At 73.8% G+C, this 26,533-nt stretch carries 28 protein-coding genes and 1 tRNA gene; 22 read left to right on the top strand and 7 right to left on the bottom strand.

Features of this window, described 5'->3' with window-relative positions; translation table 11 throughout:
- Positions 1 to 3 precede the first annotated feature (3 nt).
- From eno to HPC71_RS04455, 11 genes are all read left to right on the top strand, one after another.
- Positions 4 to 1,281 (top strand): phosphopyruvate hydratase, encoded by a 1,278-nt coding sequence (gene eno / locus HPC71_RS04405; RefSeq protein ID WP_171896159.1) that lies wholly within the window; start codon positions 4 to 6, stop codon positions 1,279 to 1,281.
- A gap of 21 nt (positions 1,282 to 1,302) precedes the next feature.
- Complete coding sequence (locus HPC71_RS04410; RefSeq protein ID WP_154613868.1) at positions 1,303 to 1,878, top strand: FtsB family cell division protein; 576 nt, start codon at positions 1,303 to 1,305, stop codon at positions 1,876 to 1,878.
- Positions 1,875 to 2,384 (top strand): DUF501 domain-containing protein, encoded by a 510-nt coding sequence (locus HPC71_RS04415; protein ID WP_171896161.1) that lies wholly within the window; start codon positions 1,875 to 1,877, stop codon positions 2,382 to 2,384. The genes HPC71_RS04410 and HPC71_RS04415 overlap by 4 nt, the downstream gene beginning before the upstream one ends.
- On the top strand, positions 2,381 to 3,289 hold the full coding sequence (locus HPC71_RS04420; protein WP_253943896.1) for a Ppx/GppA phosphatase family protein: 909 nt from the start codon (positions 2,381 to 2,383) through the stop codon (positions 3,287 to 3,289). The genes HPC71_RS04415 and HPC71_RS04420 overlap by 4 nt, the downstream gene beginning before the upstream one ends.
- A gap of 136 nt (positions 3,290 to 3,425) precedes the next feature.
- Positions 3,426 to 3,680 carry a hypothetical protein gene (locus tag HPC71_RS04425; RefSeq protein ID WP_171896164.1) on the top strand — a complete coding sequence of 85 codons (255 nt, stop codon included), beginning with the start codon at positions 3,426 to 3,428 and terminating at the stop codon, positions 3,678 to 3,680.
- A complete protein-coding gene (locus HPC71_RS04430; protein ID WP_216656609.1) occupies positions 3,677 to 4,528 on the top strand; it encodes a uracil-DNA glycosylase in 852 nt (283 codons plus the stop codon). Before HPC71_RS04425 ends, HPC71_RS04430 begins: the two co-directional genes overlap by 4 nt.
- Positions 4,525 to 5,055, top strand: a complete 531-nt coding sequence (locus tag HPC71_RS04435; protein ID WP_171896165.1) for a glycine cleavage system transcriptional repressor — start codon at positions 4,525 to 4,527, stop codon at positions 5,053 to 5,055. Before HPC71_RS04430 ends, HPC71_RS04435 begins: the two co-directional genes overlap by 4 nt.
- Complete coding sequence (gene def, locus HPC71_RS04440; protein ID WP_171896166.1) at positions 5,052 to 5,609, top strand: peptide deformylase; 558 nt, start codon at positions 5,052 to 5,054, stop codon at positions 5,607 to 5,609. Before HPC71_RS04435 ends, def begins: the two co-directional genes overlap by 4 nt.
- 18 nt (positions 5,610 to 5,627) lie before the next feature.
- A tRNA-Leu gene (locus HPC71_RS04445) sits at positions 5,628 to 5,701 on the top strand.
- A gap of 66 nt (positions 5,702 to 5,767) precedes the next feature.
- The gene (locus tag HPC71_RS04450) at positions 5,768 to 6,445 is read left to right on the top strand and encodes a class I SAM-dependent methyltransferase (RefSeq protein WP_154613869.1); all 678 of its coding nucleotides are present in this window, start codon (positions 5,768 to 5,770) and stop codon (positions 6,443 to 6,445) included.
- Positions 6,446 to 6,557: 112 nt separating this feature from the next.
- Positions 6,558 to 7,427: a Bax inhibitor-1/YccA family protein gene (locus HPC71_RS04455; RefSeq protein ID WP_154613870.1), complete on the top strand. Its 870-nt coding sequence runs from the start codon at positions 6,558 to 6,560 to the stop codon at positions 7,425 to 7,427.
- 221 nt (positions 7,428 to 7,648) lie between these two features.
- Here the strand turns inward: HPC71_RS04455 and HPC71_RS04460 are convergent, their stop codons facing one another.
- On the bottom strand, positions 7,649 to 8,701 hold the full coding sequence (locus tag HPC71_RS04460; RefSeq protein WP_171896168.1) for an SGNH/GDSL hydrolase family protein: 1,053 nt from the start codon (positions 8,699 to 8,701) through the stop codon (positions 7,649 to 7,651).
- A 77-nt stretch (positions 8,702 to 8,778) separates the two neighbouring features.
- On the opposite strand from HPC71_RS04460, the gene HPC71_RS04465 reads away from it, so the two are divergent.
- The 3 genes from HPC71_RS04465 (at position 8,779) to HPC71_RS04475 (ending at position 11,887) form a co-directional block, all read left to right on the top strand.
- A complete protein-coding gene (locus HPC71_RS04465) occupies positions 8,779 to 10,164 on the top strand; it encodes a cystathionine beta-synthase (RefSeq protein ID WP_154613871.1) in 1,386 nt (461 codons plus the stop codon).
- A 65-nt stretch (positions 10,165 to 10,229) separates the two neighbouring features.
- Positions 10,230 to 10,697: a Zn-ribbon domain-containing OB-fold protein gene (locus tag HPC71_RS04470; RefSeq protein WP_154613872.1), complete on the top strand. Its 468-nt coding sequence runs from the start codon at positions 10,230 to 10,232 to the stop codon at positions 10,695 to 10,697.
- Positions 10,694 to 11,887 carry a lipid-transfer protein gene (locus HPC71_RS04475; protein ID WP_171896169.1) on the top strand — a complete coding sequence of 398 codons (1,194 nt, stop codon included), beginning with the start codon at positions 10,694 to 10,696 and terminating at the stop codon, positions 11,885 to 11,887. The genes HPC71_RS04470 and HPC71_RS04475 overlap by 4 nt, the downstream gene beginning before the upstream one ends.
- Here the strand turns inward: HPC71_RS04475 and HPC71_RS04480 are convergent.
- Both HPC71_RS04480 and HPC71_RS04485 read right to left on the bottom strand, forming a co-directional pair.
- Positions 11,877 to 12,857, bottom strand: a complete 981-nt coding sequence (locus HPC71_RS04480; protein WP_154613873.1) for a DUF6325 family protein — start codon at positions 12,855 to 12,857, stop codon at positions 11,877 to 11,879. The genes HPC71_RS04475 and HPC71_RS04480 overlap by 11 nt on opposite strands.
- 83 nt (positions 12,858 to 12,940) lie before the next feature.
- A complete protein-coding gene (locus HPC71_RS04485; RefSeq protein WP_257866166.1) occupies positions 12,941 to 13,321 on the bottom strand; it encodes a YchJ family protein in 381 nt (126 codons plus the stop codon).
- A gap of 54 nt (positions 13,322 to 13,375) precedes the next feature.
- On the opposite strand from HPC71_RS04485, the gene HPC71_RS04490 reads away from it, so the two are divergent.
- Together HPC71_RS04490 and HPC71_RS04495 are read left to right on the top strand one after the other, a co-directional pair.
- Positions 13,376 to 14,770 carry a MoxR family ATPase gene (locus HPC71_RS04490; protein ID WP_171896171.1) on the top strand — a complete coding sequence of 465 codons (1,395 nt, stop codon included), beginning with the start codon at positions 13,376 to 13,378 and terminating at the stop codon, positions 14,768 to 14,770.
- On the top strand, positions 14,770 to 16,818 hold the full coding sequence (locus HPC71_RS04495; protein ID WP_154613875.1) for a vWA domain-containing protein: 2,049 nt from the start codon (positions 14,770 to 14,772) through the stop codon (positions 16,816 to 16,818). Before HPC71_RS04490 ends, HPC71_RS04495 begins: the two co-directional genes overlap by 1 nt.
- Positions 16,819 to 16,835: 17 nt before the next feature.
- Here HPC71_RS04495 and HPC71_RS04500 read toward each other — a convergent pair whose 3' ends face one another.
- Genes HPC71_RS04500 through HPC71_RS04510 form a run of 3 tightly spaced genes read right to left on the bottom strand, consistent with a single transcriptional unit; the run spans position 16,836 to position 18,618 of the window.
- Entirely contained in the window at positions 16,836 to 18,059 is a 1,224-nt protein-coding gene (locus HPC71_RS04500; protein ID WP_154613876.1) for a hypothetical protein, read from the bottom strand.
- Positions 18,056 to 18,316, bottom strand: coding sequence for a hypothetical protein (locus HPC71_RS04505; RefSeq protein ID WP_154613877.1), 261 nt, complete (start codon positions 18,314 to 18,316; stop codon positions 18,056 to 18,058). Before HPC71_RS04505 ends, HPC71_RS04500 begins: the two co-directional genes overlap by 4 nt.
- Positions 18,313 to 18,618: a DUF2695 domain-containing protein gene (locus HPC71_RS04510; RefSeq protein WP_154613878.1), complete on the bottom strand. Its 306-nt coding sequence runs from the start codon at positions 18,616 to 18,618 to the stop codon at positions 18,313 to 18,315. The genes HPC71_RS04505 and HPC71_RS04510 overlap by 4 nt, the downstream gene beginning before the upstream one ends.
- A 135-nt stretch (positions 18,619 to 18,753) precedes the next feature.
- Between HPC71_RS04510 and HPC71_RS04515 the strand changes: the two genes are divergently transcribed.
- From HPC71_RS04515 to HPC71_RS04530, 4 genes are all read left to right on the top strand, one after another.
- Entirely contained in the window at positions 18,754 to 19,653 is a 900-nt protein-coding gene (locus HPC71_RS04515; protein ID WP_154613879.1) for a PorA family protein, read from the top strand.
- 34 nt (positions 19,654 to 19,687) lie between these two features.
- Positions 19,688 to 20,470: a TSUP family transporter gene (locus HPC71_RS04520; protein ID WP_171896172.1), complete on the top strand. Its 783-nt coding sequence runs from the start codon at positions 19,688 to 19,690 to the stop codon at positions 20,468 to 20,470.
- Positions 20,467 to 21,096, top strand: coding sequence for a YigZ family protein (locus HPC71_RS04525; protein ID WP_171896174.1), 630 nt, complete (start codon positions 20,467 to 20,469; stop codon positions 21,094 to 21,096). Before HPC71_RS04520 ends, HPC71_RS04525 begins: the two co-directional genes overlap by 4 nt.
- 89 nt (positions 21,097 to 21,185) lie before the next feature.
- On the top strand, positions 21,186 to 21,692 hold the full coding sequence (locus HPC71_RS04530; RefSeq protein WP_154613881.1) for a DinB family protein: 507 nt from the start codon (positions 21,186 to 21,188) through the stop codon (positions 21,690 to 21,692).
- An 18-nt stretch (positions 21,693 to 21,710) separates the two neighbouring features.
- Here HPC71_RS04530 and HPC71_RS04535 read toward each other — a convergent pair whose 3' ends face one another.
- Complete coding sequence (locus HPC71_RS04535) at positions 21,711 to 23,042, bottom strand: ABC1 kinase family protein (protein WP_154613882.1); 1,332 nt, start codon at positions 23,040 to 23,042, stop codon at positions 21,711 to 21,713.
- A gap of 350 nt (positions 23,043 to 23,392) precedes the next feature.
- Here HPC71_RS04535 and HPC71_RS04540 point away from each other — a divergent pair, with 350 nt between their 5' ends.
- Positions 23,393 to 25,399, top strand: coding sequence for an oxidoreductase (locus tag HPC71_RS04540; RefSeq protein ID WP_216656546.1), 2,007 nt, complete (start codon positions 23,393 to 23,395; stop codon positions 25,397 to 25,399).
- Positions 25,400 to 25,458: 59 nt separating this feature from the next.
- A complete protein-coding gene (locus HPC71_RS04545) occupies positions 25,459 to 26,532 on the top strand; it encodes a class I SAM-dependent methyltransferase (RefSeq protein ID WP_154613884.1) in 1,074 nt (357 codons plus the stop codon).
- The last annotated feature ends 1 nt before the right edge of the window (position 26,533 follow it).

Here is a 26,533-nt window from a genome sequence, read left to right on the forward strand (position 1 = left end):
CCAGTGGCATCCATCGAAGCTGTCGGCGCCCGCGAGATCCTCGACTCGCGCGGCAACCCCACGGTCGAGGTCGAGGTGCTCCTCGACGACGGCGCCTTCGCGCGCGCCGCGGTTCCCAGCGGCGCCTCCACCGGCGCCTTCGAGGCGGTCGAGCTGCGTGACGGCGGCGACCGCTACCTCGGCAAGGGCGTGGAGAAGGCCGTCGACGCCGTCCTCAACACCATCGGCCCCGCCATCGAGGGCCTCGACGCCGACGACCAGCGGGTCGTGGACCAGACGATGCTCGACGTCGACGGCACGCCCAACAAGGCGACGCTCGGCGCCAACGCGATCCTCGGCGTCTCGCTCGCCGTCGCCCGTGCGGCGGCGGACTCCGCCGGCCTCCCGCTCTACCGGTACGTCGGCGGGCCCAACGCCCACCTGCTGCCGGTGCCGATGATGAACATCCTCAACGGCGGCGCGCACGCCGACACCAACGTCGACATCCAGGAGTTCATGATCGCGCCGATCGGCGCGCCGACCTTCCGCGAGGCGCTGCGCACCGGCACGGAGGTCTACCACGCGCTGAAGTCGGTGCTGAAGAAGCGCGGGCTCGCGACCGGCGTGGGCGACGAGGGCGGCTTCGCCCCCGACCTGGAGTCCAACCGCGCCGCGCTCGACCTCATCGCCGAGGCCGTCGGCGCCGCCGGCCTCACGCTCGGCACCGACGTCGTGCTCGCCCTCGACGTGGCCGCCTCGGAGTTCTGCACCGACGGGTCCTACACCTTCGAGGGCCAGCAGAAGAGCGCGGAGCAGATGACGGCCTACTACGCCGACCTGGTCTCCTCCTACCCGATCGTCTCCATCGAGGACCCGCTCGACGAGGACGACTGGGAGGGGTGGAAGGCGATCACCGACCAGCTCGGCAGCCGCACCCAGCTCGTCGGCGACGACCTGTTCGTCACCAACGTCGAGCGCCTCCAGCGCGGCATCACCGGCGGCCAGGCCAACGCGCTGCTGGTCAAGGTCAACCAGATCGGCTCGCTGACCGAGACCCTCGACTCCGTCGAGCTGGCGCACCGCAACGGCTACCGCTGCATGATGAGCCACCGTTCCGGCGAGACCGAGGACACCACGATCGCCGACCTCGCGGTGGCCACCAACTGCGGCCAGATCAAGACCGGCGCCCCGGCCCGGTCCGAGCGCGTCGCCAAGTACAACCAGCTCCTGCGCATCGAGGAGGAGCTGGGTGACGCGGCTCGCTACGCCGGCCCCGGCGCGTTCCCCCGCTACCAGGGCTGATCGTCAGGCAGGCTTGGCCCCATGGCCGACGACCGACGCGACTCCCGGGGAGCACGGCGACCCCGGGGGCGCACCGGTCCCGGCCGGGCCACGTCCGGCGGGCCGGGCGGTGCGCCACGCGGCGTACGCCCCGGGTCGTCGGAGAGGCCCGCACCGCGCCGCCCCCGGCTCACCGGCCGGGCGGCGGTGCTCGTGCTCGTGCTGGCGGTCCTGGCCGTCTCCTACGCCTCCTCGATGCGCGCCTTCCTGCACCAGCGCTCGGAGATCGCCGAGCTGAAGGCGCAGATCGCCGAACGCCGGGCGGCCATCGACGACCTGGAGCGGGAGAAGAAGCGCTGGCAGGACCCGGCGTTCGTGCAGTCGCGGGCGCGCGACATCGGGTACGTCATGCGCGGCGAGACACCGTTCGTCGTGCTCCAGGACGGCGAGCCGCTCACCACCGGGGCAACGCTGAGCGACCCCGACGACCTGCCCGAGCAGGCGCCCACTGCCTGGTGGGTCGACGCCTGGGACTCGGTGCGGCTGGCCGGGCACCCGCCCAAGGACGAGCCGCCGCCGGCGACGACCATCGATGGAACCACCGAGGAGACCGAGTGATCGACCCCCGCGACGAGGCGGCCATCGCCTCGCAGCTGGGACGTGAGCCGCGCGGCATCCACGCGGTCGGGCACCGCTGCCCCTGCGGCAACCCCGACGTCGTGACCACCGAGCCGCGGCTGCCGAACGGGACCCCGTTCCCGACGACGTTCTACCTGACCTGTCCCCGCGCGGCCTCCCGCATCGGCACGCTCGAGGGGTCCGGACTGATGAAGCAGATGCAGGAGCGGCTGGCTGCCGACCCCGAGCTGGCCCAGCAGTACGCCGCGGCGCACGAGCGCTACCTCGAGGCGCGCGAGGAGATCGGCCGGGAGGCCGGGCTCGACGTGCCCGAGATCGCCGGCATCTCCGCCGGCGGGATGCCCGACCGGGTCAAGTGCCTGCACGTCCTCGCCGGGCAGGCGCTCGCGCAGGGCCGGGGCGTCAACCCGCTCGGCGACGAGGTGCTCGACGAGCTCGGCGAGTGGTGGTCGGCCGGTCCGTGCGTGGAGGTCGACACGCCGTGATCGCGGCGATCGACTGCGGCACGAACTCGATCCGGCTGCTGGTCTGCGAGACCCCGGCCGAGCCGGTCGTGCGCGAGATGCGCGTCGTACGGCTGGGGGAGGGCATCGACGCCACCGGGCAGATGTCCGAGGCGGCACTCGCGCGGACCTTCGCCGCGCTCGACGACTACGCCGCGACCATCCGCGAGCACGGCGCGGCGCGCGTGCGGTTGTGCGCCACCTCGGCCACGCGGGACGCGGCGAACGCCGAGGTCTTCGCCGCGGGCGTGCGCGCGCGGCTCGGGATCGACCCCGACGTGGTGACCGGGGCCGAGGAGGCGGCGCTCTCCTTCGCCGGCGCGGTCCGCGGGCTCCGGTCGGAGCCGGCGTGGCCGGTGCTCGTCGTGGACCTCGGCGGCGGCTCGACCGAGCTCGTCCTCGGCGGCCCCGACGGCGTCACGGCCGGGCACTCCATGGATGTCGGCTCGGTGCGGCTGCACGAGCGGCACGCGTTCTCCGACCCGCCGACCGCCGCCGAGATCGAGGCGTGCGTGCGAGACATCGACGCCCACCTCGACGCCTGCCCGGTCGACCCGGCGCGGGCCGCGACGGTCGTCGGCGTCGCCGGGACGATCACCACCGTCGCCGCCGCTGCGCTCGGCCTCACGGCGTACGACGCCGACGCGCTCGACCAGCAGGTGCTGGCGGTCGACGACGTCCACGCCGCGATCGACCGGCTGCTCGCGATGAGCGTCGAGGAGCGCCGCGCGCTGCCGTTCATGCACCCCGGCCGCGCCGACGTGATCGGCGCCGGCGCGCTCGTGCTGCGCCAGGTGCTGCGCCGCTCCGGCGTCGACCGGCTGGTGGTCTCCGAGGCCGACATCCTCGACGGCATCGCCTGGTCGCTGCTCGACCGTCCGGCCTGACCGGCTGCTCCCGGTCGTCCTCGACGCTCCCGGCCCGCTCCCGGCCCGCTCCCGCACGCCGACGCGCCCCGTTTGCGGGGCGCGCGACGCGGCAACCGGAGGGACTCCGCACGACACACCGACCAAGGAGCAACCCGTGAAGAAGCTCATCCTGCTGGCCGGCATCGGCATCGGCTACGTCCTCGGCTCCAAGGCCGGCCGGGAGCGCTACGAGCAGATCCGGGCCGGCGCCAGCAAGGTCGCCGAGAGCCCGACCGTCCAGACCGCGGCCGCCAAGGCCACCGAGCAGGCCGCCGCCGCGGCCGAGGTCGCCAAGGAGAAGGTGACCGAGGCGGCCTCCACCGTCGCCGACAAGGCCCGCCGCGAGGCCTCGATCCAGCCCGCGCCCTGAGCCTGCTGCCGCACCCGGCCACGGGGCAGCCCTTCGCCTCGCCGGTGCCGCCCGGCACCGGCTGGCCGGGCGACCCGGCGGCGCCGGACACCCCGGTCGCCACCACGGCCGCGGCCGTACGCCGTCTGGCCCACGACGCCGGCCTCCACACGCTGGAGGCCGGCGTCAGCGTGTGCCGGGCCTGCCCGCGGCTGGTCCGGTGGCGCGAGGACGTGGCGCACGCCAAGCGGGCCTCGTTCGCGGGCGAGCCGTACTGGGGGCGGCCGATCCCGGGCTTCGGCGCCGAGCATCCCGCGATCCTCGTGGTCGGTCTCGCGCCGGCCGCCAACGGTGCGAACCGCACCGGGCGGATCTTCACCGGGGACCGCTCCGGAGACTGGCTGTTCGCGAGCCTGCACCGGGTCGGCCTGGCCAACCAGGCGACCAGCGTGCACGCCGCGGACGGCCTCGAGCTGCCGGAGACCCGGCTGGTCGCGGCCGTCCGGTGCGCGCCGCCGCTGAACAAGCCGACGCCGCAGGAGCGCGACACGTGTGCGCCGTGGCTGGACCGCGAGGTCGCGCTCGTCGCCGACACCGTCCGCGTCGTGGTCGCGCTCGGCTCGTTCGGCTGGGACGCGGCGCTGCGGACCTACCGCCGCGCGGGCTACGGCGTACCCGTCCCCAAGCCGCGGTTCGGCCACGGCGCGGAGGCGTTCCTCGCCGCTCCCGGGGGCGCGGCAGGGGACGGTGTCACCCTGCTCGGCTGCTACCACCCCAGCCAGCAGAACACCTTCACCGGGCGGCTCACCGAGACGATGCTGGACGAGGTGCTCGGTCGCGCGGCGGCCCTTGCGAGAATGCCCCGGTGAGCACCCCCGCACCCCTCCACGCCGTCACCGTCCTGGGCCACGACCGGCCAGGCATCATCGCCGAGACCACCGGTCGGCTCGCCGACCTCGGGCTGAACCTCGAGGACTCGACGATGACCCTGCTGCGGGGCCACTTCGCGATGATGCTGCTGTGTGCGGGTGATGCCGAGGCCACCGCCATCGAGGCCGCCCTGCAGCCGCTCACCGCGGACGGCACGCTGACCGTCACCGTGCGCGACGTGCCGCAGGAGGACGCCGCCGGCCCCGCCGGCACCTCCTGGGTGCTGACCGTCCACGGCGGCGACCGCCCCGGCATCGTCTCCTCCGTCGTGGCCCGCGTGGCCGCGGTCGGCGGGAACATCACCGACCTGACCACCCGCCTCGCCGGCGAGCTGTACCTGCTCGTCGCCGAGATCGACCTGCCCGCGGGCGCCGACGTGCCCGCGCTCGAGGCCGCCGTCACCGCGGCCGCCGCCGAGCTCGGCGTCGGCGCGACCCTGCGCGCCGTGGAGGCCGACGAGCTGTGAGCGTCGACCCCACCGTCGCGGACTGGTCGGAGCAGGAGCTCGGCGTCGAGGGACGGGTGCTCGACGTCGTGCGCGCCCCGGACCCGGTGCTGTCCACCCGGGGCGCCGACGTCGACCCGACCGACCCCGCGACCGTCCAGCTCGCCGCCGACCTCGTCGCGACCATGCGCGTCAGCCCCGGCTGCGTCGGCCTGGCCGCCAACCAGGTCGGTGTCGCCGCACGCGTCTTCTGCGTCGACGTCTCCGAGCACCCCAAGACCCGCGACCACCACGGCACGTTCGTGCTGTGCAACGCCGAGGTCGTGGAGTCCAGCCGCAACGAGCGCGCCCGAGAGGGGTGCATGAGCGTCCCGGACCTCACCGGCGACGTGAAGCGCGCCTCGCGCCTGGTCGTCCGCGGGCAGCTGCCCGGGACCGGCAAGGAGGTCACCCTCAGCGCCAACGCGTTCGAGGCCCGCGCCCTCCAGCACGAGATCGACCACACCGAGGGGTTCCTCTTCCTCGACCGGGTCGCCGGGGCGCACGCCATCCATCCACGCAAGACTTACCTCTAGCCACGTCCCGTGGCGTGGGCCCCCGTGTCCCAACCGGCAGAGGAAGCCGCCTTAAAAGCGGCGTGGTGCGGGTTCGAATCCCGCCGGGGGCACCCCTCGCCCACACGCGATGGCGCCCGCTTGACCTCAGGTCGACCTGAAGGTCCACGCTGGGTGGCATGAGCGAGCACCAGCACGGACAGGCCCACCAGCACGGCGACGACCACGACCGCGGGATCGACCCGGCGATGTGGACCGCCGCCTTCTGGGACGAGCGGTACGCCGGCACCGACGCGGTCTGGTCGGGCCGGCCCAACCGGCGGCTGGTCGAGCAGGCCGCGGACCTCCCGCCCGGGCGGGCGGTCGACGTCGGGTGCGGCGAGGGCGCGGACGCGGTGTGGCTGGCCCAGCAGGGCTGGCAGGTCACCGGGGTCGACGTGTCCCGCGTGGCCCTCGAGCGCGCCGCGGCGCACGCCGCCGAGGCCGGGGTCGCGGTCGAGTGGCGCCGGGTCGACCTGATGGCGGGCGAGGAGCTCCCGGCGACGTACGACCTGGTCTCGGCGCACTTCCTGCACCCGCCGGCCGACCAGCTCGCCGACGTGCTGCGCCGGCTGGGCGCGGCGGTGGTCCCCGGCGGGACGCTGCTCTTCGTCGGGCACCACCCGCGCGACCTCGCGGCGCGCGACCAGCACGCCTCCATGCTGCCGCTGATGCTGACCCCCGAGCAGGTCGTCGCGCACCTGGACCCGCAGGTCTGGGACGTGCGGGTCGCCGAGACCCAGGCCCGCGAGCAGTTGGTGGAGGGCACGCCCACGACCGTGCACGACTCCGTCGTCCGGGCGGTCCGGAGCGCCTGACCCGCGCGCGAGAAAGCCGCCCGATCGGGAACGCGCAGCGCCCACCGGGCGTTGTACCGGCACAGGCCCCATAGGGTGGGCCCACCAGTTCCACGGCCTCCAAGGAGAGACCATGCAGAGCAACAACCCGGTGTTCCGTCGTTCCGAGGAGTTCAACCGCGGCGGCGCGAACGCCTACGGCAACCAGACGTACGCCGGGAACGGAGCCGGCCACGCCGGCTACGGCACCGACCCGGCCCAGTGGGGGGTCGGCACCCCCGGTGCCCCCACCACCCCGCAGGTGACCGGCGGGCCGATGACGATCGACTCGGTCGTCCAGAAGACCGCGATGACCCTCGGCACCGTCATCGTCGCGGCCTTCGCGACCTGGGTCCTGACCCCGGACATCTCCGGTGTCGTGACCGCCGACGAGATCGCCCCGCTGACCGGCGCCGTGATGATCGGTGCCCTCGGCGCGTTCGTGCTGTCGATGGTCAACTCCTTCAAGCGCGTGATCAGCCCGGCCCTGGTGCTGGCGTTCGCGGTGCTCGAGGGTGTCGCGCTCGGCGGCCTGAGCAAGCTGTTCGACGCCCAGATCGGCAACGGGATCGTCACCCAGGCGGTGATCGGCACCTTCGCGGCCTTCGCGGGCACGCTCGCGGCGTACAAGTTCTTCAACATCCAGGTCGGCCAGAAGTTCCGGACGTTCGTCGTCGCGGCGGTCTTCGGCATGATCGCGCTGAGCCTGATGGAGATGGTCCTGGGCTTCTTCGGCTCCGCGATCGGCCTCTACGGCTTCGGCGCGATGGGCCTGCTGTTCTCGGTCGTCGGCCTGGTGCTCGGTGTGTTCATGCTGATCCTCGACTTCGACTTCGTCGAGCAGGGTGTGGCCAACCGGATCCCCGAGCGCGAGTCGTGGCGTGCGGCGTTCGCGATGACCGTCAGCCTGGTCTGGATCTACACCAACCTGCTGCGCATCCTGGCGATCTTCAACCAGGACTGACCCACCCGGTCTCCGACCCCCGCAACGGTCGGCGCGGTACCCCGAACGGCCCCGGACCTCGGTCCGGGGCCGTTCGTGCGTACCTGGGGGTTTCCGGGCGCGACCGGGCTTGTAACGCATCGTTCGCCACTCTTCCTGCACGTTGCAGCGTGCAGGAAGAGCAGCGAACAGTGCGTTACAAGTGCCGCCGCGGCCCCGGACCAGCGGCGCGCGGGACGGCCTCAGGCGTCGACGGGCTCGGGGGAGTCCGAGCCGTTCGCGGCCGCGTCGCCGTCGGAGGCCTCGGGGGCGGTGCCGTCGGTGGCGGGCTGGCGGCGGCGGTGCCGCAGCTCGACCCAGAGGCCGCGGACGCCGCGGCGGTTGCCGGCGACCTCGGTGCCGCCGAGCTCGGTGCCCGGGGTGTTGACGGCCTGGAGGGCCGCGGCGGTGATCGGCAGGACGCCCTCGCCGCGGTAGGCCTCGACCTCGGCCTCGTCGATGGCGAGCAGGTCGAGGGCGGCCAGCGTCGAGGGCAGCAGGACCGAGGCCAGCGACCGGTAGCCCTGCGCGGAGGGGTGGAACTGGTCGGGCCCGAAGAGCAGGGCCGGCGCGGCCGCGAACTCCGGCCCGAGGATCGAGGCCAGCGAGACCGTGCGGCCGCCCTCTTCGACGACCGCGATCGTCTGCCCGGCCGCGAGCCGCCGTGACCAGGCGCGCGCGACCTGCTTGAGCGGCGGGGCGATCGGCTTGATCGTGCCGAGGTCGGGACAGGTGCCGACCAGCACCGCGATGCCCGCCTCGCGCAGGCGGCGGACCCCCTCGGCGAGGTGGCGCACCGAGTGGGAGGGGAGCACGGTGTGGGTGACGTCGTTGGCGCCGACGAGGATCACCGCGAGGTCCGGCTCGATGGGCAACGCGCGCGAGATCTGTCCGTCGAGGTCGGAGGACTTCGCGCCGACGACGGCGAAGCTGCGCAGGTAGACCCGGCGGTGGGCGCGCTCGGCGACACCGCTGGCCAGCAGGGCGCCGGGGGTCTCCTCGACCCGCTCCACGCCGTACCCCGCCGCGCTGGAGTCGCCCAGGAGCGCGATCTTGACCGCAGGCCCGGGCCGGCCGCGGCCGTACCACCCGGTGGCGTCCGGCGGCGGCGCCTCCCGCGGCGCGCCGATGGTCTTGCGGGCCAGCTTGGCCTCCACGCGCATCACGCCGTACAGGGCGGCGCCGAGGGCCGACAGTCCGCCCCCGCCGAAGGCCGCGGCGCCGGCGAGCTTGCGTGCTGCAGCTGCTTTCCCCACGGCTGCACTCTACGGAGGGGGTCCGGTCGGCCGGCGCCGGGTTAGACCGGCGTGACCACCGCCTCTAGCCTGGCCGAATGCAGTACGTGAACTCGCTCCTCGACCTGATCGGCAACACCCCGCTGCTGCGCCTGCGCCGCTCGCTGGACGACCTGAACGGCGCGGAGGGGCCGCTGGTGCTGGCGAAGGTGGAGTACCTCAACCCGGGCGGCTCGGTGAAGGACCGGATCGCCACCCGGATGATCGACGCCGCCGAGGCCTCCGGCGAGCTCCAGCCGGGTGGCACGATCGTCGAGCCGACCTCCGGCAACACCGGCGTCGGCCTGGCGATGGTGGCCCAGGAGCGTGGCTACAAGTGCGTCTTCGTCTGCCCCGACAAGGTCAGCGAGGACAAGCGCAACGTGCTGCGCGCGTACGGCGCCGAGGTGGTCGTCTGCCCGACGGCCGTGGACCCCGAGCACCCGGACTCCTACTACAACGTCTCCGACCGGCTCTCCAGCCAGCCGGGCGCGTGGAAGCCGAACCAGTACGCCAACCTCAACAACCCCCGCTCCCACTACGAGACCACCGGTCCGGAGATCTGGGCGCAGACCGAGGGGCGGATCACCCACTTCGTCACCGGCATGGGCACCGGCGGCACGATCAGCGGCGTCGGTCGCTACCTCAAGGAGCAGAACCCCGACATCCAGGTCGTCGGCGCCGACCCCTCGGGCTCGGTCTACTCCGGCGGCACCGGCCGGCCCTACCTCGTCGAGGGCGTCGGCGAGGACTTCTGGCCCGACACCTACGACCGCACCGTCGCCGACCGGGTCATCGAGGTCTCCGACGCCGACTCCTTCGCTTTCACCCGGCGCCTGGCCCGCGAGGAGGCGCTGCTCGTCGGCGGCTCGTCGGGCATGGCGGCGTACGCCGCGAAGCAGCTGGCCACCGAGCTGGCCGCCGAGGGCCGCACCGACGCGGTCATCGTCGTGCTGCTGCCCGACTCCGGCCGCGGCTACCTCGGCAAGATCTTCAACGACCAGTGGCTCTCCCAGTACGGCTTCGGCGGCGAGCAGGCCGCCCAGACCGTCGGCGAGGTGCTGCGCGGCAAGGACGGGCGACTGCCCGACCTCGTGCACACCCACCCTGGCGAGACGCTGGCCGAGGCCGTCCAGATCCTCGAGGAGTACGGCGTCTCCCAGATGCCGGTCGTTCGCGCCGAGCCGCCCCTGGTCGCTGCCGAGGTCGCCGGCTCGGTCTCGACCCGCACGCTGCTCGACGCGCTCTTCGCCGGCCACGCCAAGCTGACCGACCCGGTCGAGCAGCACATGTCGCCGGCGCTGCCCACGATCGGCGCGAACGCCGACGCCCACGACGCGGTCGCCCTGCTCGAGGGCGCGGACGCGCTGCTGGTGCAGGAGGAGGGCAAGCCGGTCGGCGTCGTCACCCGGCAGGACCTGCTGAGCTTCCTCGCGGGGGCCTGAGACCCGGTCGCTGCGGGCCGGCCTCCGGCGCTAGGGTGAGAACACGTTCTAGTTCTGGAGGCCGGATGACCACGACCGCCACGCCCGCGATCGACGGGTGGTTCACCACGGGGCCCGACCCGGCGCTGGTCGGCTCCCGCTGCACCGCGTGCACCACCGTCTACTTCCCGCCGGCGGCCGGCTTCTGCCGCAACCCCGCCTGCGCGGGCGAGGAGTTCGCGCGGGTCGAGCTGTCGCGGCGCGGGACGGTGTGGTCCTACACCGACGCGCAGTACCAGCCGCCGCCGCCGTACGTCCCCGCCGCCGACCCCTACGTCCCGTTCGCGCTCGCCGCGGTCGAGCTGCCCGAGGGCCTCACCGTCCTCGGCCAGGTCGCGGAGGGCTACGGCGTGGCCGACCTGCGCGTCGGCGCCGAGGTGGAGCTGGTCGTCGAGACGCTGTATGTCGACGAGACCGGCGAGCGGTCGATCTGGCGCTGGCTCCCCCTGACTTCGGGGCGTGTGACCGAGCTGGGCGAGGAGGCCGACCAGTGAGCGCGCGCGAGGTCGCCGTCCTCGGCGTCGGGATGCACCCCTGGGGCAAGTGGGGCAGGCCGTTCGTGGAGTACGGCGTGCACGCCGCCCGCGCCGCGCTCGCCGACGCCGGCGTCGCCTGGACCGACGTCGACCTCGTCGTCGGCGGCGAGACGGTCCGCAACGGCTACGGCGGGTACGTCGCCGGGGCGACGTTCGCCCAGGCGCTGGGCTGGAACGGCGCCCGCGTCGCCACCTCCTACGCCGCCTGCGCCACCGGCGCCCAGGCGCTCGACACCGCGCGGGCCCGGATCCTGGCCGGCCTGTCCGAGGTCGCGCTCGTCGTCGGCGCGGACACCACCCCGAAGGGGTTCCTGGCCCCCAACGCCGGCGAGCGCTGGGACGACCCGGACTGGCTGCGCTTCCGCCTGCTCGGCATGACCAACCCGGCCTACTTCGCGCTCTACGCCCGCCGTCGCATGGACCTGTTCGGCGCGACCAGCGAGGACTTCGCGCAGGTCAAGGTGAAGAACGCCCGGCACGGGCTGGCCAACCCCTACGCGCGCTACCGCAAGGAGGTCAGTGTCGCCGACGTGCTCGGCTCGGCGGTCGTCTCCGACCCGCTGCACCTGCTCGACATCTGCGCGACCTCCGACGGCGCGGCCGCGGTGCTGGTCACCAGCACCGAGTACGCCGCCCGCCACGGGCTCGCCGACGCGGTCCGGATCGCCGGGATCTCCACGGTCACCCCGACCTTCCCGAACACGGTCCTGGACATGCCGAACCTGTCCACCGACTCCTCGCTGGCGACCAGGGAGCCGGAGCGCACGTTCAAGGCCTCCATCGGCCACGCGGCGTACGAGGAGGCGGGCGTGAGCCCGGCCGACGTGGACGTGGCCGAGGTCTACGACCTGTCCACCGCGCTGGAGCTGGACTGGATCGAGGACCTCGCACTGTGCGGGCCCGGCGAGGCCGAGAAGCTGCTGCGCGCGGGGGAGACCACCCTCGGCGGCCGGATCCCGGTCAACCCCTCGGGCGGCCTGGCGTGCTTCGGCGAGGCCGTCCCCGCCCAGGCGCTGGCCCAGGTCTGCGAGCTCACCTGGCAGCTGCGCGGCCAGGCCGAGGGGCGACAGGTCGAGGGGGCCCGGGTCGGGATCACCGCCAACCAGGGGCTCTTCGGCCACGGCTCGTCGGTGGTGCTCACGCGGTAGGGCCGGCGTCCTCGACTCCGTCGGCGGCGGGGAGCTGCGTGCTCGTCACGAGCTCGCCGCCGCACGCGCGGACCGCGGTGAGGAACGGGGCAGCCCAGCTGTTCTCGTAGCGGATCAACGCACCGATGGTCCCGGGCCGCAGAGCGGCGGCCGCCTCGGCGACGACGTCGTCGTCCAGGGCGCCGGGGCGAGTGGTCGGGAGCTGGGCGAAGCGACGCGCGGCGGAGGCGGACGCTGTCGCGTCGAGCACCTCGGGCGTCCCGTCGTCGTCCTTGGCCAGCAGCACCAGGTCGTGGACGCGGATGGTCCCCCGCTCGACGAGGTCGGCGATCGCCCGAGCAGCGGCGTCGCTCGACCGACCCGGGGGGAGCTCGAGCAGCACGAGGTCGATCGGGCCGCGCCCCTCCGCAGCGGAAGAGCCGGCCGTCGCTCCGCGAGCATTCCGGCGGCGAGCGACCCCCGCGACGCCGACGATGACCCGGATGACGACCCCCGCCAGGAGCAGGCCGAGCGCCATCTGTGCCGCGACCACGGCCCGGGCCTCGGGCGCCCGCGCCACGATGTCGCCGAACCCCACGGTGGCGAAGGTCGTCAGCGTGAAGTAGAGCGCGTCCAACCTGCTGAGCGGCTCGGAGAACCGGCCCGGATCGTCCGAACCGAGCAGGTAGTAGGAGATGGAGAAGAGGACGACGAAGCACGGCATCGTCACGAGGATCGACGCGAGCGCCTGCAGGCTCGGCACGGACGAGCGCAGGATGGCCCGCACCTGCCACCCGAGCAGCACGACGAGCACGGCCAGGCCCGCCAGCAGCTGCAGCCCGGTGCGGACGACGAGCGGTGAGTCGAGCGGGAGGACGAAGTACCCGGCGACGACCGCGGTCGCGACGGTGAGTGCGCGCGCGACGACGAGGAGGCCCCGGCGCACCCGCGCGGAGCGGGCCCCTGCGTCGATCCCCGGGACGGCTGTCATGCCGATCCGGTCCCTCGTCGTCCGCTCGTCATCCCTCGGCGTGGACCTCGGCGTGGACGTCGAGGGCGAGCCCGAGCGGGGCGTCAGTCGCTGCCGGGCGTCTCGCCGTCGACGTAGACCCACCGGCCGGCGCGCCGCTCGAAGCGCGAGCGCTCGGACTGCTCGCCGGGGCCGGCGGGGGAGTCGTAGGAGGCCACGAACTGCACCCAGTCCTCCCCGGAGCCGAGCACCCGCAGGCCGGTCCAGGTGCGGGAGGTGTCGAGCTCGAGGTCGTCGGGGCGGGTCCGGGGGTGCCAGGTGCGCCAGAGGTACGCCGCGTCGCCGACCGCGAACGCCGCGTAGCGCGAGCGCATCAGCTCCTCGGCGGTCTCCGCCTGGGCGGCGCCGCGGTGCAGCCGCCCGCAGCAGGCGTCGTACGCCTCGCCGGATCCGCAGGGGCAGGTGGGGCGCAGGGAGGCGGTCACGGCGCCGACGGTAACCCGGCCCGGCCGGTTGGCCCGCTGAGTAGCGTGGGTCACGTGACCGCTCCTCCGATCTCCACCGTCGGCGAGCTCCGTGCATCGGGCCATGTCCAGAAGCCTGTGCGCGTCGAGATCCGTGACAACCTGCTCGCCGCCCTCCGCGAGGGCCGCGACCCCTGGCCGGGCCTGCACGGCTTCGAGGACACCGTCGTCCCGCAGCTGGAGCGGGCGCTCATCGCCGGCCACGACGTGGTGCTGCTCGGCGAGCGGGGCCAGGGCAAGACCCGGCTGCTGCGCACGATGGTCGGCCTGCTCGACGAGTGGACGCCGGTCATCGCCGGCTCCGAGCTCGGCGAGCACCCCTACGAGCCGATCACCCACGTCGCGCGCCGGCGAGCGGCCGAGCTGGGCGACCACCTGCCGATCGAGTGGCGCCACCGCGACGACCGGTACGCCGAGAAGCTGGCCACCCCCGACACGAGCGTCGCGGACCTGATCGGCGACGTCGACCCGATGAAGGTCGCCGAGGGCCGCAGCCTCGGCGACCCCGAGACCATCCACTTCGGGCTCATCCCGCGCAGCCACCGCGGCATCGTCGCGATCAACGAGCTGCCCGACCTCGCCGAGCGGATCCAGGTCGCGATGCTCAACGTGATGGAGGAGCGCGACATCCAGATCCGCGGCTACGTGCTGCGGCTCCCGCTCGACGTCCTCGTCGTGGCCAGCGCCAACCCCGAGGACTACACCAACCGCGGCCGGATCATCACCCCGCTCAAGGACCGCTTCGGCGCCGAGATCCGCACGCACTACCCGACCGCGCTCGAGGACGAGGTCGCGGTGATCCGGCAGGAGGCCCACCTGCCCGCGGACCTGGTCCACGTGCCCGACCACCTCGTCGAGATCCTCGCCCGGTTCACTCGCAACCTGCGCGAGTCCAGCGCGGTCGACCAGCGCTCCGGCGTCTCGGCCCGGTTCGCCATCGCGGGTGCCGAGACCATCGCGGCCGCCGCGATCCATCGCGCCACCAGCCGCGGCGAGGACGCGGCGGTCGCCCGCCCCGTCGACCTCGAGACCGCCGTCGACGTGCTCGGCGGCAAGGTGGAGTTCGAGTCCGGTGAGGAGGGCCGCGAGGCCGAGGTCCTCACCCACCTGCTGCGCACGGCCACCGCCGAGACCGTCCGCACCCACCTGCGCGGGCTCGACATGAGCCTGCTCGTCGATGCCATCGAGTCCGGCGCGATGGTCACCACCGGCGAGCGGGTCACCGCGCGGGAGTTCCTCACCGGCCTGCCGGTGCTGGGCGAGTCGGAGCTCTACGACGACATCTGCGACCGGCTCGGCGCCACCGACGACGGCCAGCGGGCCGGCGCGATCGAGCTCGCCCTCGAGGGGCTCTACCTGGCGCGGAAGATCGGCAAGGACACCGACGGCAGCGAGACGGTCTACGGCTGATGAAGGACCGCACCCGGTTCCGGCGCTACGAGGGCGGCGACCCGCTCGCGCCGCCGGTCGACCTCGCCGAGGCGCTCGACGCGATCGGCGAGGACGTGATGGCCGGGTACTCCCCGGAGCGGGCCATGCAGGAGTTCCTGCGCCGGGGCGGCCAGGACCAGCGCGGTCTCGACGACCTCGCCCGGCGGGTCGCCGAGCGGCGGCGCGAGCTGCTCTCGCGGCACAACCTCGACGGGACGCTCCAGGAGATCAAGGAGCTGCTCGACCGGGCGGTGCTGGAGGAGCGCAAGCAGCTGGCCCGCGACGCGATGATGGACGACGGGGACCGGGCCTTCCGGGAGATGCAGCTCGACGCTGCCTGGAGCGACGGGGCCCGGCCCAGCCCCGCCGCCGCGGTGAGCGAGCTGGCGTCGTACGACTGGCAGAGCCGGCAGGCGCGCGAGGACTACGAGAAGATCAAGGACCTCCTCGGGCGCGAGCTGCTCGACCAGCGGTTCGCGGGCATGAAGCAGGCGCTGGAGAACGCCACCGACGAGGACCGCGCCCGGGTCAACGAGATGCTCCAGGATCTCAACGAGCTCCTCGACGCCCACCGGCGCGGCGAGGACACCGACGAGCAGTTCGAGCGGTTCATGGACCAGCACGGGGACTTCTTCCCCGAGCGGCCCGGGAACGTCGAGGAGCTGCTCGACTCCCTGGCCCAGCGCGCCGCCGCGGCGCAGCGGATGCGCAACTCGATGACCCAGGAGCAGCGCGACGAGCTCGACGCGCTGGCGGGCCAGGCCTTCGGCAGCCCCGAGCTGATGGACTCCCTCTCCCAGCTCGACGCCAACCTCCAAGCGCTGCGCCCCGGTGAGGACTGGGGCGGCTCGGAGCGGATGGACGGGGAGGAGGGGCTCGGCCTCGGCGACGGGACGGGGGTCTTCCAGGACCTCGCCGACCTCGACCAGCTCTCCGAGCAGCTCTCCCAGTCCTACGGCGGGGCCCGGATGGACGACCTCGACCTCGACCAGCTGGCCCGCCAGCTCGGCGAGCAGGCCGCCGTGGACGCGCGCACGCTCCAGCGGCTGGAGAAGGCGCTGCGCGAGTCCGGCACCCTCAAGCGCGACTCCGCCGGCCAGCTCACGCTGACCCCCAAGGCGATGCGCCAGCTCGGCAAGGCCCTGCTGCGCGACGTGGCCCAGCGGCTGTCGGGCCGGCAGGGCCAGCGCGACCTGGACAAGGCCGGTGCGGCGGGCGAGCGGTCCGGCGCGACGCGCGAGTGGGCCTTCGGCGACACCGAGCCCTGGGACGTCACCCGCACCGTGCTCAACGGGGTGCTCCGCCGCGCCGGCGACCCGGACGGGCCGCTGGTGGAGATCGGCGACGTCGAGGTGCAGGAGACCGAGGCGCGCACCCAGGCCGCGGTCGCGCTGCTCGTCGACACCTCCTTCTCGATGGCGATGGACGGGCGCTGGGTGCCGATGAAGCGCACCGCGCTCGCGCTGCACACCCTCATCCGCTCCCGCTTCCGCGGCGACCACCTGCAGCTGATCGGCTTCGGCCGGCACGCCGAGGTGATGGAGATCGAGCAGCTGACCGCGCTGGACGCGATGTGGGACAAGGGCACGAACCTGCACCACGCGCTCCTGCTCGCCAACCGCCACTTCCGCAAGCACCCCAACGCCCAGCCGGTGCTGCTGATCGTCACCGACGGCGAGCCGACCTCCCACCTCGAGCCCGACGGGGAGGTGTGGTTCAGCTACCCGCCGCACCCGCTGACGGTGGCGTACGCCGTCCGCGAGCTCGACAACGCCCGCCGGCTCGGCGCCCAGACGACGTTCTTCCGGCTCGGCGAGGACCCGGGCCTGGCCCGCTTCATCGACTCGATGGCCCAGCGCGTCGACGGCCGCGTGGTGGCTCCCGAGCTCGACGACCTGGGCGCGGCCGTCGTCGGGTCCTACCTCGGCAGCCGCCGCGGCGGCCGGGGCGGTGCCGGCGGCCGGGGCGGCTCGGGCGGCCCCGACCTCGGCGGCTGGTTCGGCGGCCGGGGGTCCTGGGTCGGCTGACCCCGTCCGACCCGGCGTCACCTGCGGTAGGTGAGCACCATCTTGTCGTGGCGCGGCCGGCAGGAGTGGCTGCGGCGGTTGGCGACGAGCACGTGACCACCGGCGCTGGCGACGGTCAGGTCGCTCGACCCGCAGTCGTTGTCGTACCCCGGTGCCTCGATGATGCGCTGGGACCGCGACACGCGCCGACCGTCCCAGGCCCGGGCCGAGACGTGGTGGTCCATCCAGGTGTCGACGAGCGACACGAGCACCACCCGGTCGCGGGCGACCGCGACGTGCTGGTCGTCGCCGGACAGCACTGCAGGGGCCAGTCGCATCCACGGGCCGGGCCGTGCGGGCACGACGCCGCCACGCACCCCCGCTCGGCTGCGGAACGCCGCCAGGACCCGTCCGTCCGGCAGGGCGGAGAGCTCCAGGTGGCGGCCACCCGCCACCAGACCGGTGAGCGCCCGGACCGGCGACACGTCGCCCGACGGACCCACGTGGCGGGTCCGGAGCCTGCGCTCGGCACGGGGGCCCTCCCACCACGCCACGACGGCCGTGCCGTCCGTGCGCACAGCGAGGTCGGCAGGCACCTCGGACGTGCCGACGGTGAGCGTCGTGGTCACCGAGCCGTCGACCACCTCCCGCAGGTTGACCGTCCCCGACCGCTCGCGGTCGAGCACCCGGAAGCCTCCGTCCGCGGCCGGCTCGATGACCGACTCCTCGCCGAGAGGTACCTCGGGGTCCACGCTGCCGTCGGCCGCGAGCACCCGCAGCCACCGCCGCGCCTCGCGCTGCACCTGCACGGCGACGTCGCCCGTGCGCGAGACGTGCAGGGCGACGGGGGCGGCGTCCTCCTCGACGAGGACCGGGTCGCCGACCGGGCCGTCCGCGCGGAGCCGCTGGGCCAGGAGGACCGAGCTGTCCTCACCCGGTGCGGTGTACAGCAGGGTCGCCGTGCCGTGGCGGTCCACGGCGACGCGGAACGACACGACGTCGGTCGTCGGGATGCGGGCGGTCCTGCCGAGGGCGCCGGCGGGGCTGCGCCGCCGGACGCAGAGCGAGTGGTCGCACCACCATGCCACGACCGCCACCCCGGCGGCGCTCACGGCGACGGCCGGTGAGCGCGCCTCCCGGGCAACGACCTGCGGCGAGGTCCACACGGGGTCCGTAGCCGGCGCGGCGGGCGCGGGCAGCGCGGTGAGCCCGGCCGAGAGCAGACCGCCGAGGGCGGCCGCGAGGAGCCCCCGGCCGCTCATCGCCGCACCGTGACCCACATCGTGGCGAAGGTGTCACGGCCCTGGTGGGAGTGCACCATCTCGCGGTGGTTGACCAGGACGACCGGCCCGCCGGCCGAGGCCGCGGCGACCCGGTGGGGGCGCATGTCGTCGGCCACGACCCGGGGTGGCGTCCAGCCCGGCGCCGCGGACGCGGGGCCGGGCGCGCCCACGAGGAGGCCACCGGCGGTGGCGAGGGCGAGCAGGAGCTGCAGGACACCGGCGAGGGGTCGCTTCACCGCGTGACCCTAACCCGGTCCCAGTTGCCGCAGGGGCGGGTCGAGGTGGCCCCCACGCCCGCACACCGGGGCGCCTCGGGCGGTGGCCCGAGCTCGTCGGTGTGCACGTCGCGCACGAGCAGGTGCCGCGCGAGCGTCCACCGATCGAGGGTCGCGCAGTCGCAGGTCGCGATCCGCTTCTCCAGGCCGGTCGCGGTGGGCGAGCGGAGCTCGCGGAAGAGCTCGAGCCACCGCCGCGAGTGGTCACAGCCCTCAGTCAGGACCTGGCGGGTGGTGAAGCACAGGAGGCACTCGGCACGCACGGGGCCTGTCTAGCCGCCACCGCCGACACGGCTGCGGGACCGGCTCCGAGGCCGGGGTCACACCCGGTGATCGGGTGACGACTACCACAGGGTAACTTCTGCCACCCAGGTTCGAGGGAGAGGTACGGGAACAACGTGCGTGTGATCGTGGGACGAGTTCTGTTGGGGCTGGGCGCCTTCTTGCTGGTGGCCGGCATCCTCGGAGTGGCATGGGCGCCGGGCGCCGTGAAGAAGACGCCGGTGGAGGTCGACCAGAAGACCGACCTGACCGGCACGGCCGAGCGGCTGGACACCTCGACGGGGGAGACCCGGGAGCTCGAGGTGAAGTACACGAGCATCACCAAGTCCGACACCGAGGCCTCGGACGACGACACCGTCTACTTCAAGCAGGCCACCTGCCTGGTCGAGGTCGACGGAGAGACCCCCGACTGCGTCTCCGACGACGACGACCGGCTGATCTCGGCGGGCGAGGAGACCTTCGCGACCGACCGGAAGACCGCGATGGGCGTCGACGGCTCGGAGCTTCCCGACGACGTCGAGCCCTTCGAGGGCCTGGTCAACAAGTGGCCCTTCGACGCGGAGAAGAAGGACTACGAGATCTACGACAACGTCATCGACGAGCCGGTGACCGCCCGCTTCGAGCGCACCGACGAGATCAACGGGCTCGAGGTCTACATCTACACGACCGAGACCGACCGCGCCCCGATCGACCTGGGCAGCGACATCGACGGGCTGTACACCGACCGCAAGGAGTACTCCGTCGACCCGCGCACCGGCTCGATCATCAAGCAGGCCGCCGACCAGCAGCGCTTCCTCGCCGACGGCACGCAGGTGCTCTCGCTCCAGATGGAGTACACCGACGAGGAGATCGACGACAACGTCATCGACGCGAAGGACAACATCGCCAGCATCGACCTGCTGACCAAGACGGTCCCGCTCGTCGGCTTCATCGGCGGCGCGCTCTGCGTGCTCGCCGGCATCGCGCTGATCCTCACCGGTCGCCGTACCAAGACCCAGGCCGGCCACACCGCCTGAGGCACCGTTCGACCGGCGGGCTAGCGTCGTCCCGGTGGAGGACCCGACGCTGACCGTGCTGGCCCTCCTCGGGCTGGCCGCACTGACCGCCGGCTTCGTCGACGCCGTCGTCGGGGGCGGGGGGCTGATCCAGCTCCCCGCCCTCCTCGTCGGGCTCCCGGGGGCCTCGCCGGTCGAGATCCTCGCGACCAACAAGCTCGGCTCGTTCTGCGGGACGACGGTCAGCTCGGCGACGTACTTCCGCCGCGTGCGGCCCGACCCGCGCACGTTCCTGCCGCTCATGGGCGTGGCGCTGGTCGGGTCCTTCGCCGGCGCGCTGGTCGCCTCGCAGGTGCCGCGCGAGGCGTTCGAGCCGATCGTGCTGGTGGTGCTCGTGGTGGTGGGCGCCTACGTCCTGCTCAAGCCCTCGCTCGGCGCCGCGACCGCGCTGCGCTTCAGCGGCGGTCGCCACCTCGGGCTGGCGATGGTGGTCGGCGTCGTCATCGGCTTCTACGACGGTGCGCTCGGCCCCGGCACGGGCAGCTTCTTCGTCTTCGCCCTGGTCGGGCTGCTCGGCTACGGCTTCCTCGAGGCCTCGGCCAAGGCGCGGCTGGCCAACTGGGCCACGAACCTCGGCGCGCTGCTGCTCTTCGTCCCGCAGGGCGCGGTGCTGTGGAAGACCGGCCTGGTCATCGGGGCGTGCAACCTCGTCGGCGGGTACCTCGGCGCGCGCACGGCCGTGGCCCGCGGCTCCCGCTTCGTGCGGGTCTTCTTCGTGCTGGTGGTCACCGCGTTCGTCGTGCGGATCGGCGGCGAGGTGCTCGGGTTGTGGTCGTGAGCGGCTACCTCGTGCTCGCCCGCGACGCCGAGGCGGAGATCGAGGTCAAGCGCTCGCGGTTCCTGTGCACGCTGCGCCGGGTCGAGGAGGAGACCGCGGCCCGCGCGGTCGTCGAGCGCCTGCGCAAGGAGCACTGGGACGCCCGCCACCACTGCAGCGCGTTCGTGCTGGGCCCGCCACCGCAGCCCGTCGAGCGGTCGAACGACGACGGCGAGCCCGCCGGCACCGCCGGGGCGCCGATGCTCGAGGTGCTCCGCGGGCACGAGGTCTCCGACGTGGTGGCGGTGGTGACCCGTTGGTTCGGCGGCACGCTGCTCGGCGCCGGCGGGCTGGTGCGTGCCTACGGCGACGCCGTCCGCGCCGGGCTCGCCGAGGCCGGGACGGTCCGCCGCGAGCTGCGCCGCGAGCTCGTGGTCGAGGTCGGCCACGCCGAGGCCGGCCGGGTCGAGACCGAGCTGCGCTCGCGCGGCGTGCTCGTGCTGGAGACGACGTACGGCGCCGGCGTGGAGCTGCGGGTCGGTGTCGCGCCCGAGGACGAGCCGTGGCTGCACGCCGCGCTCGCCGAGCTCACCCACGGCGCCGCGACCGCCCGAAATGCGGGTGAACGCTGGGTCGATGCTCCGTAGGGTGCTGGCGTGCACCCGTTCTGGACGACCGTGTTCCTCGACCTCCCGCCCGCTGACATGGCGCCGGCGCCGGCCCACTGGACCGTGGCATGAGCGGCCCGACGCAGTCCGGCGACGAGCGGACCCTGCTCCTGGCCTTCCTCGACGAGCAGCGCGCGATCGTGCGCCGCAAGTGCTCGGGGCTGGGCGCCGAGCAGCTCGACACCCCGCTCCCGCCCTCGGACATGACGCTGGGCGGACTGCTCAAGCACCTCGCCTACGTCGAGAGCTGGTGGACCACCGGGGTCCTGCTCGGTCGCGACCAGGGCGAGCCGTGGGACTCCGTGGACTGGAGCGCCGACGGCGACTGGGACTGGCACAGCGCCCGCGAGGACAGCCCCGAGCAGCTGTGGGAGCTCTACGAGCGCGAGGTGGCCCGCGCCGACGAGGTCATCGCCGGCGCGGCCCTCGACGACCCCTCGGCGCGGGCGAACGCCCGGACGGGGGAGCGGCCCAGCCTGCGCTGGATCCTGCTGCACCTCATCGAGGAGTACGCCCGGCACGCCGGCCACGCCGACCTCATCCGGGAGTCGATCGACGGCCAGACCGACGCCTGAGCGGCCCGCGGGGCGGGCTCAGTCGGCGAAGCCGGGCAGGTGCTCCTCGAGGATCGCCCGGAACGGCGCCTCGGCCTCGAGCTGGCTGAGCACGCCGACGCCGCCGAGCCAGGTGCGGTGGATGAGCAGGTACGACGGCGGCAGGTTGAGCTTCATCGCCAGCGTGTAGCCCTCCGAGCGCGGGTCGTTGACCCGCTGGAACTGCTCGCGCATCCACTCCCGGGAGAACCGGAACCGCTCGACCTGGGTGGGCTCGATGAAGGGCGCGAGGTAGTCCAGCACCTGCTGGGGGTCGATGGTGACGCCGGGGCGCAGGAACCCCTCCTCGCGGAGGCCGTCGACCAGGCCGTCGGGGTCGCCGGCTCCGGCGAGGCGGATGAGCCGGCCCACGGCGTCCGGCAGGCCCTCGGGGCCCAGCCGGGCGACGGCGCCGTAGTCGAGGACGCCCATCCGGGGCGGTCCGCCGTCGGGGTCGCGGACGACCCGGAAGTTCCCGGGGTGCGGGTCGGCGTGGAGCATGCCGGTGCGCTCGGGGCCGGCGAAGAGGAAGCGGACGAGGAGCTCGCCGAAGCGGTCGCGGTCCTCCTGGGTGCCCTCGGCGATCACGGCCGCCAGCGACGACTCGCTCTCGAGCCACTCGGTGACCAGGACGGTGTCGCCGACCGCGACCACCCCGGGGACGACGATGTCGGGGTCGTCGGCGAACGCTGCGGCGTACACCTCCTGCGCCTCGGCCTCGAGCCGGTAGTCCAGCTCGTCGGCCGCGCGGGCCTGGAGCTCCTCGAGCAGCGGCTTGATGTCGACGCCGGGGACCATCGAGCCGACGGTCCTGGCGAGCCGGGAGAGCTGGCGCAGGTCGGACTGGAGAGCCTCGCCGGCGCCGGGGTACTGCACCTTGACCGCCACCTCGCGGCCGTCGACCCAGCGCCCGCGGTGGACCTGGCCGATGGAGGCCGCGGCGGTCGGGCCGCCGTCGAGCCAGACCAGCTGCTCGCGCCAGTCGGGGCCGAGGTCGCGGGCGAGGATCTCGCGCACGGTCGAGGTCGGCATCGGGGGAGCGGAGTCCTGGAGGCGGGTCAGGTGCTCGCGGTAGGGGCCGGCGACCTCGTCGGGCAGGGCGGCCTCGAGCACCGAGAGCGCCTGGCCGAACTTCATCGCGCCGCCCTTGAGCTCGCCGAGGGTGCGGAAGAGCTGCTCGGCGGTGCGCTGCTGGATGTCGGTCATCACGGTCTCGGCGGGGCGACCGCCGAGGCGCTTGCCGAGCCCGATCGCGTTGCGCCCGGCGTAACCCAGGGGGAGCGCCGCGAGGCGGGCGGTCCGGGCGACCGCCTTGCGAGGGAGCTCGGTCATGGGCCCATCATGCCGGGCAGGTGGGTACGCGGGCCCGGAAGCGCGGCCGCGGGGACCCGCGAGATCAGGGCCGCGAGGCGCCGGGTGGGGCGCCGGGCGCGGACGCCGCCGAGGGGCCTGAGAACGCGTTCGCCTGACCGGAACGACCGGCCTTGCGGCCGAACGGAACCGGTGGGCGTCTCTCGGCGCCGGCTCCTGGTCGGCCCCATGTTTCGGCAGCCGGCGCAATGTTTCCCGCCGGTGAAATCTCGACGAGACGCTTGACGGAGTTCAAGCCGCCACACCATGCTGTTCGCGTGATCCGAAACACGTTCGGGTCAGCGGAACAATTGGGAGAGCGGGGGTTGTCGGTGGTCGAGCAACTGTTCACCCCGGTCGAGCTGGGTGGCGTCCTGGTCCGCAACCGCGTCGTCGTCCCGGGGCACACGACCAACTTCGCCGAGCACAACCGCCCCACGCGGCGTCACGCCGCCTACCTGGGCGAGCGGGCCCGCGGCGGTGCCGGCCTGGTCATCACCGAGGCGATCCGGGTCCACCCGACGAGCGCGGGGCGGCACCTGAGCCTGGGGAGCTTCTCCGACGACTCCGTCCCCGCCTTCGCCGACGTCGCCGACGCGGTGCACGAGCACGGCGCGCGGATCTTCGCCCAGATCATGCACGCGGGTCGCCAAGCCAACGGCGAGGCCACCCGCACCGCCGCCTGGTCGGCGTCGGCCGTGCCGTGGTCGCCCTCGGCCGACGTGCCGCACGCGATGGGTCGCCGAGACATCGCCACGATCCTCGAGGCCTTCGGTGCCGCTGCCCGGCGGATGCGCGTCGCCGGCTTCGACGGTCTCGAGGTGCACGCCGGCCACGGCCACCTGCTCCAGCAGTTCCTCTCCCCGGCCACCAACCTGCGCGACGACGAGTACGGCGGCGACGCCGAGCGCCGGCTGCGGCTGACCCGCGAGGTGCTCGAGCGGGTCGAGGCCGCCGCGCCGGGCCTGCCGGTCGGTCTGCGGGTCAGCGCCGATGAGTTCCTCGAGGGCGGCCTGCGCCCCGACGACGTGATCGAGATCGTCGAGACCCTCACCCGCGACTTCGCCCTCGCCTACGTGCACGTCAGCCACTCGGCCTACCACGCGAGCTACTCGCTCTCCACGCAGATGGCCGACATGAGCTTCGGTCACGCGCCGTTCCGCCACCACGCCACGCTCTTCAAGAACGCCCTGCCCGACCTGCCGGTCATCGCGGTCTGCCGGCTGGACTCCCTCGAGGAGGCCGCCGAGCTGGTCGAGGCCGGCGATGCGGACCTGGTCGCCCTGGCGCGGCCGCACATCGCCGACCCGCACCTGGTGCGCAAGGCCCTGGAGGGTCGCCGCGCGACCTCGTGCCTGGCCTGCAACCAGGGCTGCATCGCGCGGGTGGAGAAGAGCCTGCCGATCACCTGCGTCGTCAACCCCGAGGTCGGGGCCGAGGACCAGTGGAACGCCGCCTGGTCGGCCCTCGCGACGCCCCGTCGGCGACGGGTCCTCGTCGTCGGCGGTGGCCCGGCCGGCATGCAGGCCGCGCTCTCGGCCAGCCGCGCGGGCGACGCCGTCACCCTGGTCGAGCGCTCCTCGTGGCTCGGCGGCCTGGTCCGCGTCGCCGCCGCGATGCCGCACCGGGCCCGCCTCGGGCTGATGGTCGCCGACCTGGAGCGCGAGCTCGAGGCGAGCGACGTGGAGATCCGGCTCGACACCGAGATGGACGCCGCCCAGGTGCTCGCCGGGGAGTGGGACGACGTCGTCGTCGCCACCGGCTCGGTGCCGCGCCGCCACGACTTCGGCCCGGGCGTGCCGGTGTGGACCTCGGTCGAGGCCGCCGCGCAGGTCGCGGCCGGCGCTGACCTCCACGGTCGCCGGATCGTGCTCTGGGACGACGACGGGGACTGGATCTCCGGGTCCCTCAGCGAGGGCCTGGCCCTGCTCGGCGCCGACGTCCACCTCGTCTCCCCGACGCCGAGCCTGCACGCCCGCATCACGACGTACTCCCGGCTGGCGCTGACGCCGCGGCTGCGTGAGCTCGGTGTGCACGCCCATCTCATGCGAACGCTGGCGGCGACCGGCGAACGCACCGTCACGCTCACCGACACCCTCGGTGGCCAGACGAGCACGCTCGGCGACGTCGAGGTCATCGTCGACCTGGGCCGGCCCACCGCTCTCGACCCGCTCTACCGCGACCTCGACCAGGTCGCGGACGGGCCGCGGCTGCACGTGGTGGGTGACGCCAGCTCACCGCGCACCGCCCTCGAGGCCATCTACGAGGGGCGCGTCGCCGGCGCGTTCCTCGGCGAGACCGACACCGCGGCCGCCCACACCGTCGTGGGCAGCTACTGACCGCTTCACCTGGCACGACCCGGGAGAACCCGGCACCACAGGAAGGAGATCAGCCCGCCATGATCGACATCGAGGATCGCCTCACCCTGGACGAGAGGTCGACCGTCGACTTCGTCCTCGGGCTCCGCAAGCGGTGGAGCGACGCGGTCTACCCCACGCTCGCGGCGGAGTACGCCGAGACCGGAGCGACGGCGGAGACGCCGGAGCAGGTCGAGCCCGTCATGCACCAGCTGCCGAGCTACCCCTGGTTCTCCCACCTGGAGCGGGTCCAGCAGAAGATGCTGTGGCGCACCGCCGGCGACGCCGTCGTCCGCCGCCGCCAGGAGCTGGTCGGCGACCTCGACGCGGCCCCCGAGCAGGGCGTCGGCTCGATCACGCTCGACCACGACCTCGAGCTGCCCGAGTGGTACACCGACTACGACATCCACGTGCAGCCGGGGAGCTTCTTCTCCGACGACCTGTCGGCCTACGTCTATGAGTTCGGCGCTCGCATCGTGATGCTGCGCGACAACGACGGCTACAAGTTCCACAGCCTCTTCGCCCAGACCACGCTGCCGGAGAAGCCCGAGGCGACCCGGATCGTCGACATCGGGTGCGGCTTCGGCAAGAGCACCCGCCCGCTCGTGGCGAAGTACCCCGGCGCCGAGGTCATCGGCGTGGACCTCGCCGCTCCCGGGCTGCGCCTGGCGCACGCCGAGGCCGAGGACCTGGGCCTGCCGATCAGCTACGTACAGGCCGAGGGCAGCCGGACGGGCCTCGAGAGCGGCTCCTGCGACGTCGTGACCGGCACGATGGTGCTCCACGAGATGCCCTCGGACGCCATCGTCGCGGTCCTGCAGGAGGGCGCCCGCCTGCTGAAGCCGGGCGGCGAGATGCACTTCCTGGAGTTCATGCTCACCGGCGACCCGTTCCGTGACGCCACCGTCATCGAGCACGCCGACCGCAACAACGAGCCCTACTTCCGCGACCTGTTCGGCACCGACACGGTCGCCGCCTGCGAGGCCGCCGGCCTGGTCGACGTGTCGTGGAGCCCGTTCGACGAGCGCCGGCTCGGGCTGCAGCCCGACGGCTGGGGGGACCGCGCCGAGTGGCACTTCCCCTGGGCCGTCCTGTCGGCGAGGAAGGCGATCTGAG

The sequence above is a fragment of the Nocardioides marmotae genome (genome assembly GCF_013177455.1).
Taxonomy (GTDB): domain Bacteria; phylum Actinomycetota; class Actinomycetes; order Propionibacteriales; family Nocardioidaceae; genus Nocardioides; species Nocardioides marmotae.

Excerpts from the sequence above, each read along its gene's own strand:
- HPC71_RS04545 (WP_154613884.1), top strand. The coding sequence starts at position 25,459 with ATGATCGACATCGAGGATCGCCTCACCCTGGACGAGAGGTCGACCGTC.
- HPC71_RS04470 (WP_154613872.1), top strand. The coding sequence starts at position 10,230 with ATGACCACGACCGCCACGCCCGCGATCGACGGGTGGTTCACCACGGGG.
- HPC71_RS04455 (WP_154613870.1), top strand. The coding sequence starts at position 6,558 with ATGCAGAGCAACAACCCGGTGTTCCGTCGTTCCGAGGAGTTCAACCGC.
- HPC71_RS04535 (WP_154613882.1), bottom strand. The coding sequence starts at position 23,042 with ATGACCGAGCTCCCTCGCAAGGCGGTCGCCCGGACCGCCCGCCTCGCG.
- HPC71_RS04480 (WP_154613873.1), bottom strand. The coding sequence starts at position 12,857 with ATGACAGCCGTCCCGGGGATCGACGCAGGGGCCCGCTCCGCGCGGGTG.
- HPC71_RS04450 (WP_154613869.1), top strand. The coding sequence starts at position 5,768 with ATGAGCGAGCACCAGCACGGACAGGCCCACCAGCACGGCGACGACCAC.
- HPC71_RS04465 (WP_154613871.1), top strand. The coding sequence starts at position 8,779 with ATGCAGTACGTGAACTCGCTCCTCGACCTGATCGGCAACACCCCGCTG.
- HPC71_RS04530 (WP_154613881.1), top strand. The coding sequence starts at position 21,186 with ATGAGCGGCCCGACGCAGTCCGGCGACGAGCGGACCCTGCTCCTGGCC.
- HPC71_RS04495 (WP_154613875.1), top strand. The coding sequence starts at position 14,770 with ATGAAGGACCGCACCCGGTTCCGGCGCTACGAGGGCGGCGACCCGCTC.
- HPC71_RS04500 (WP_154613876.1), bottom strand. The coding sequence starts at position 18,059 with ATGAGCGGCCGGGGGCTCCTCGCGGCCGCCCTCGGCGGTCTGCTCTCG.
- HPC71_RS04410 (WP_154613868.1), top strand. The coding sequence starts at position 1,303 with ATGGCCGACGACCGACGCGACTCCCGGGGAGCACGGCGACCCCGGGGG.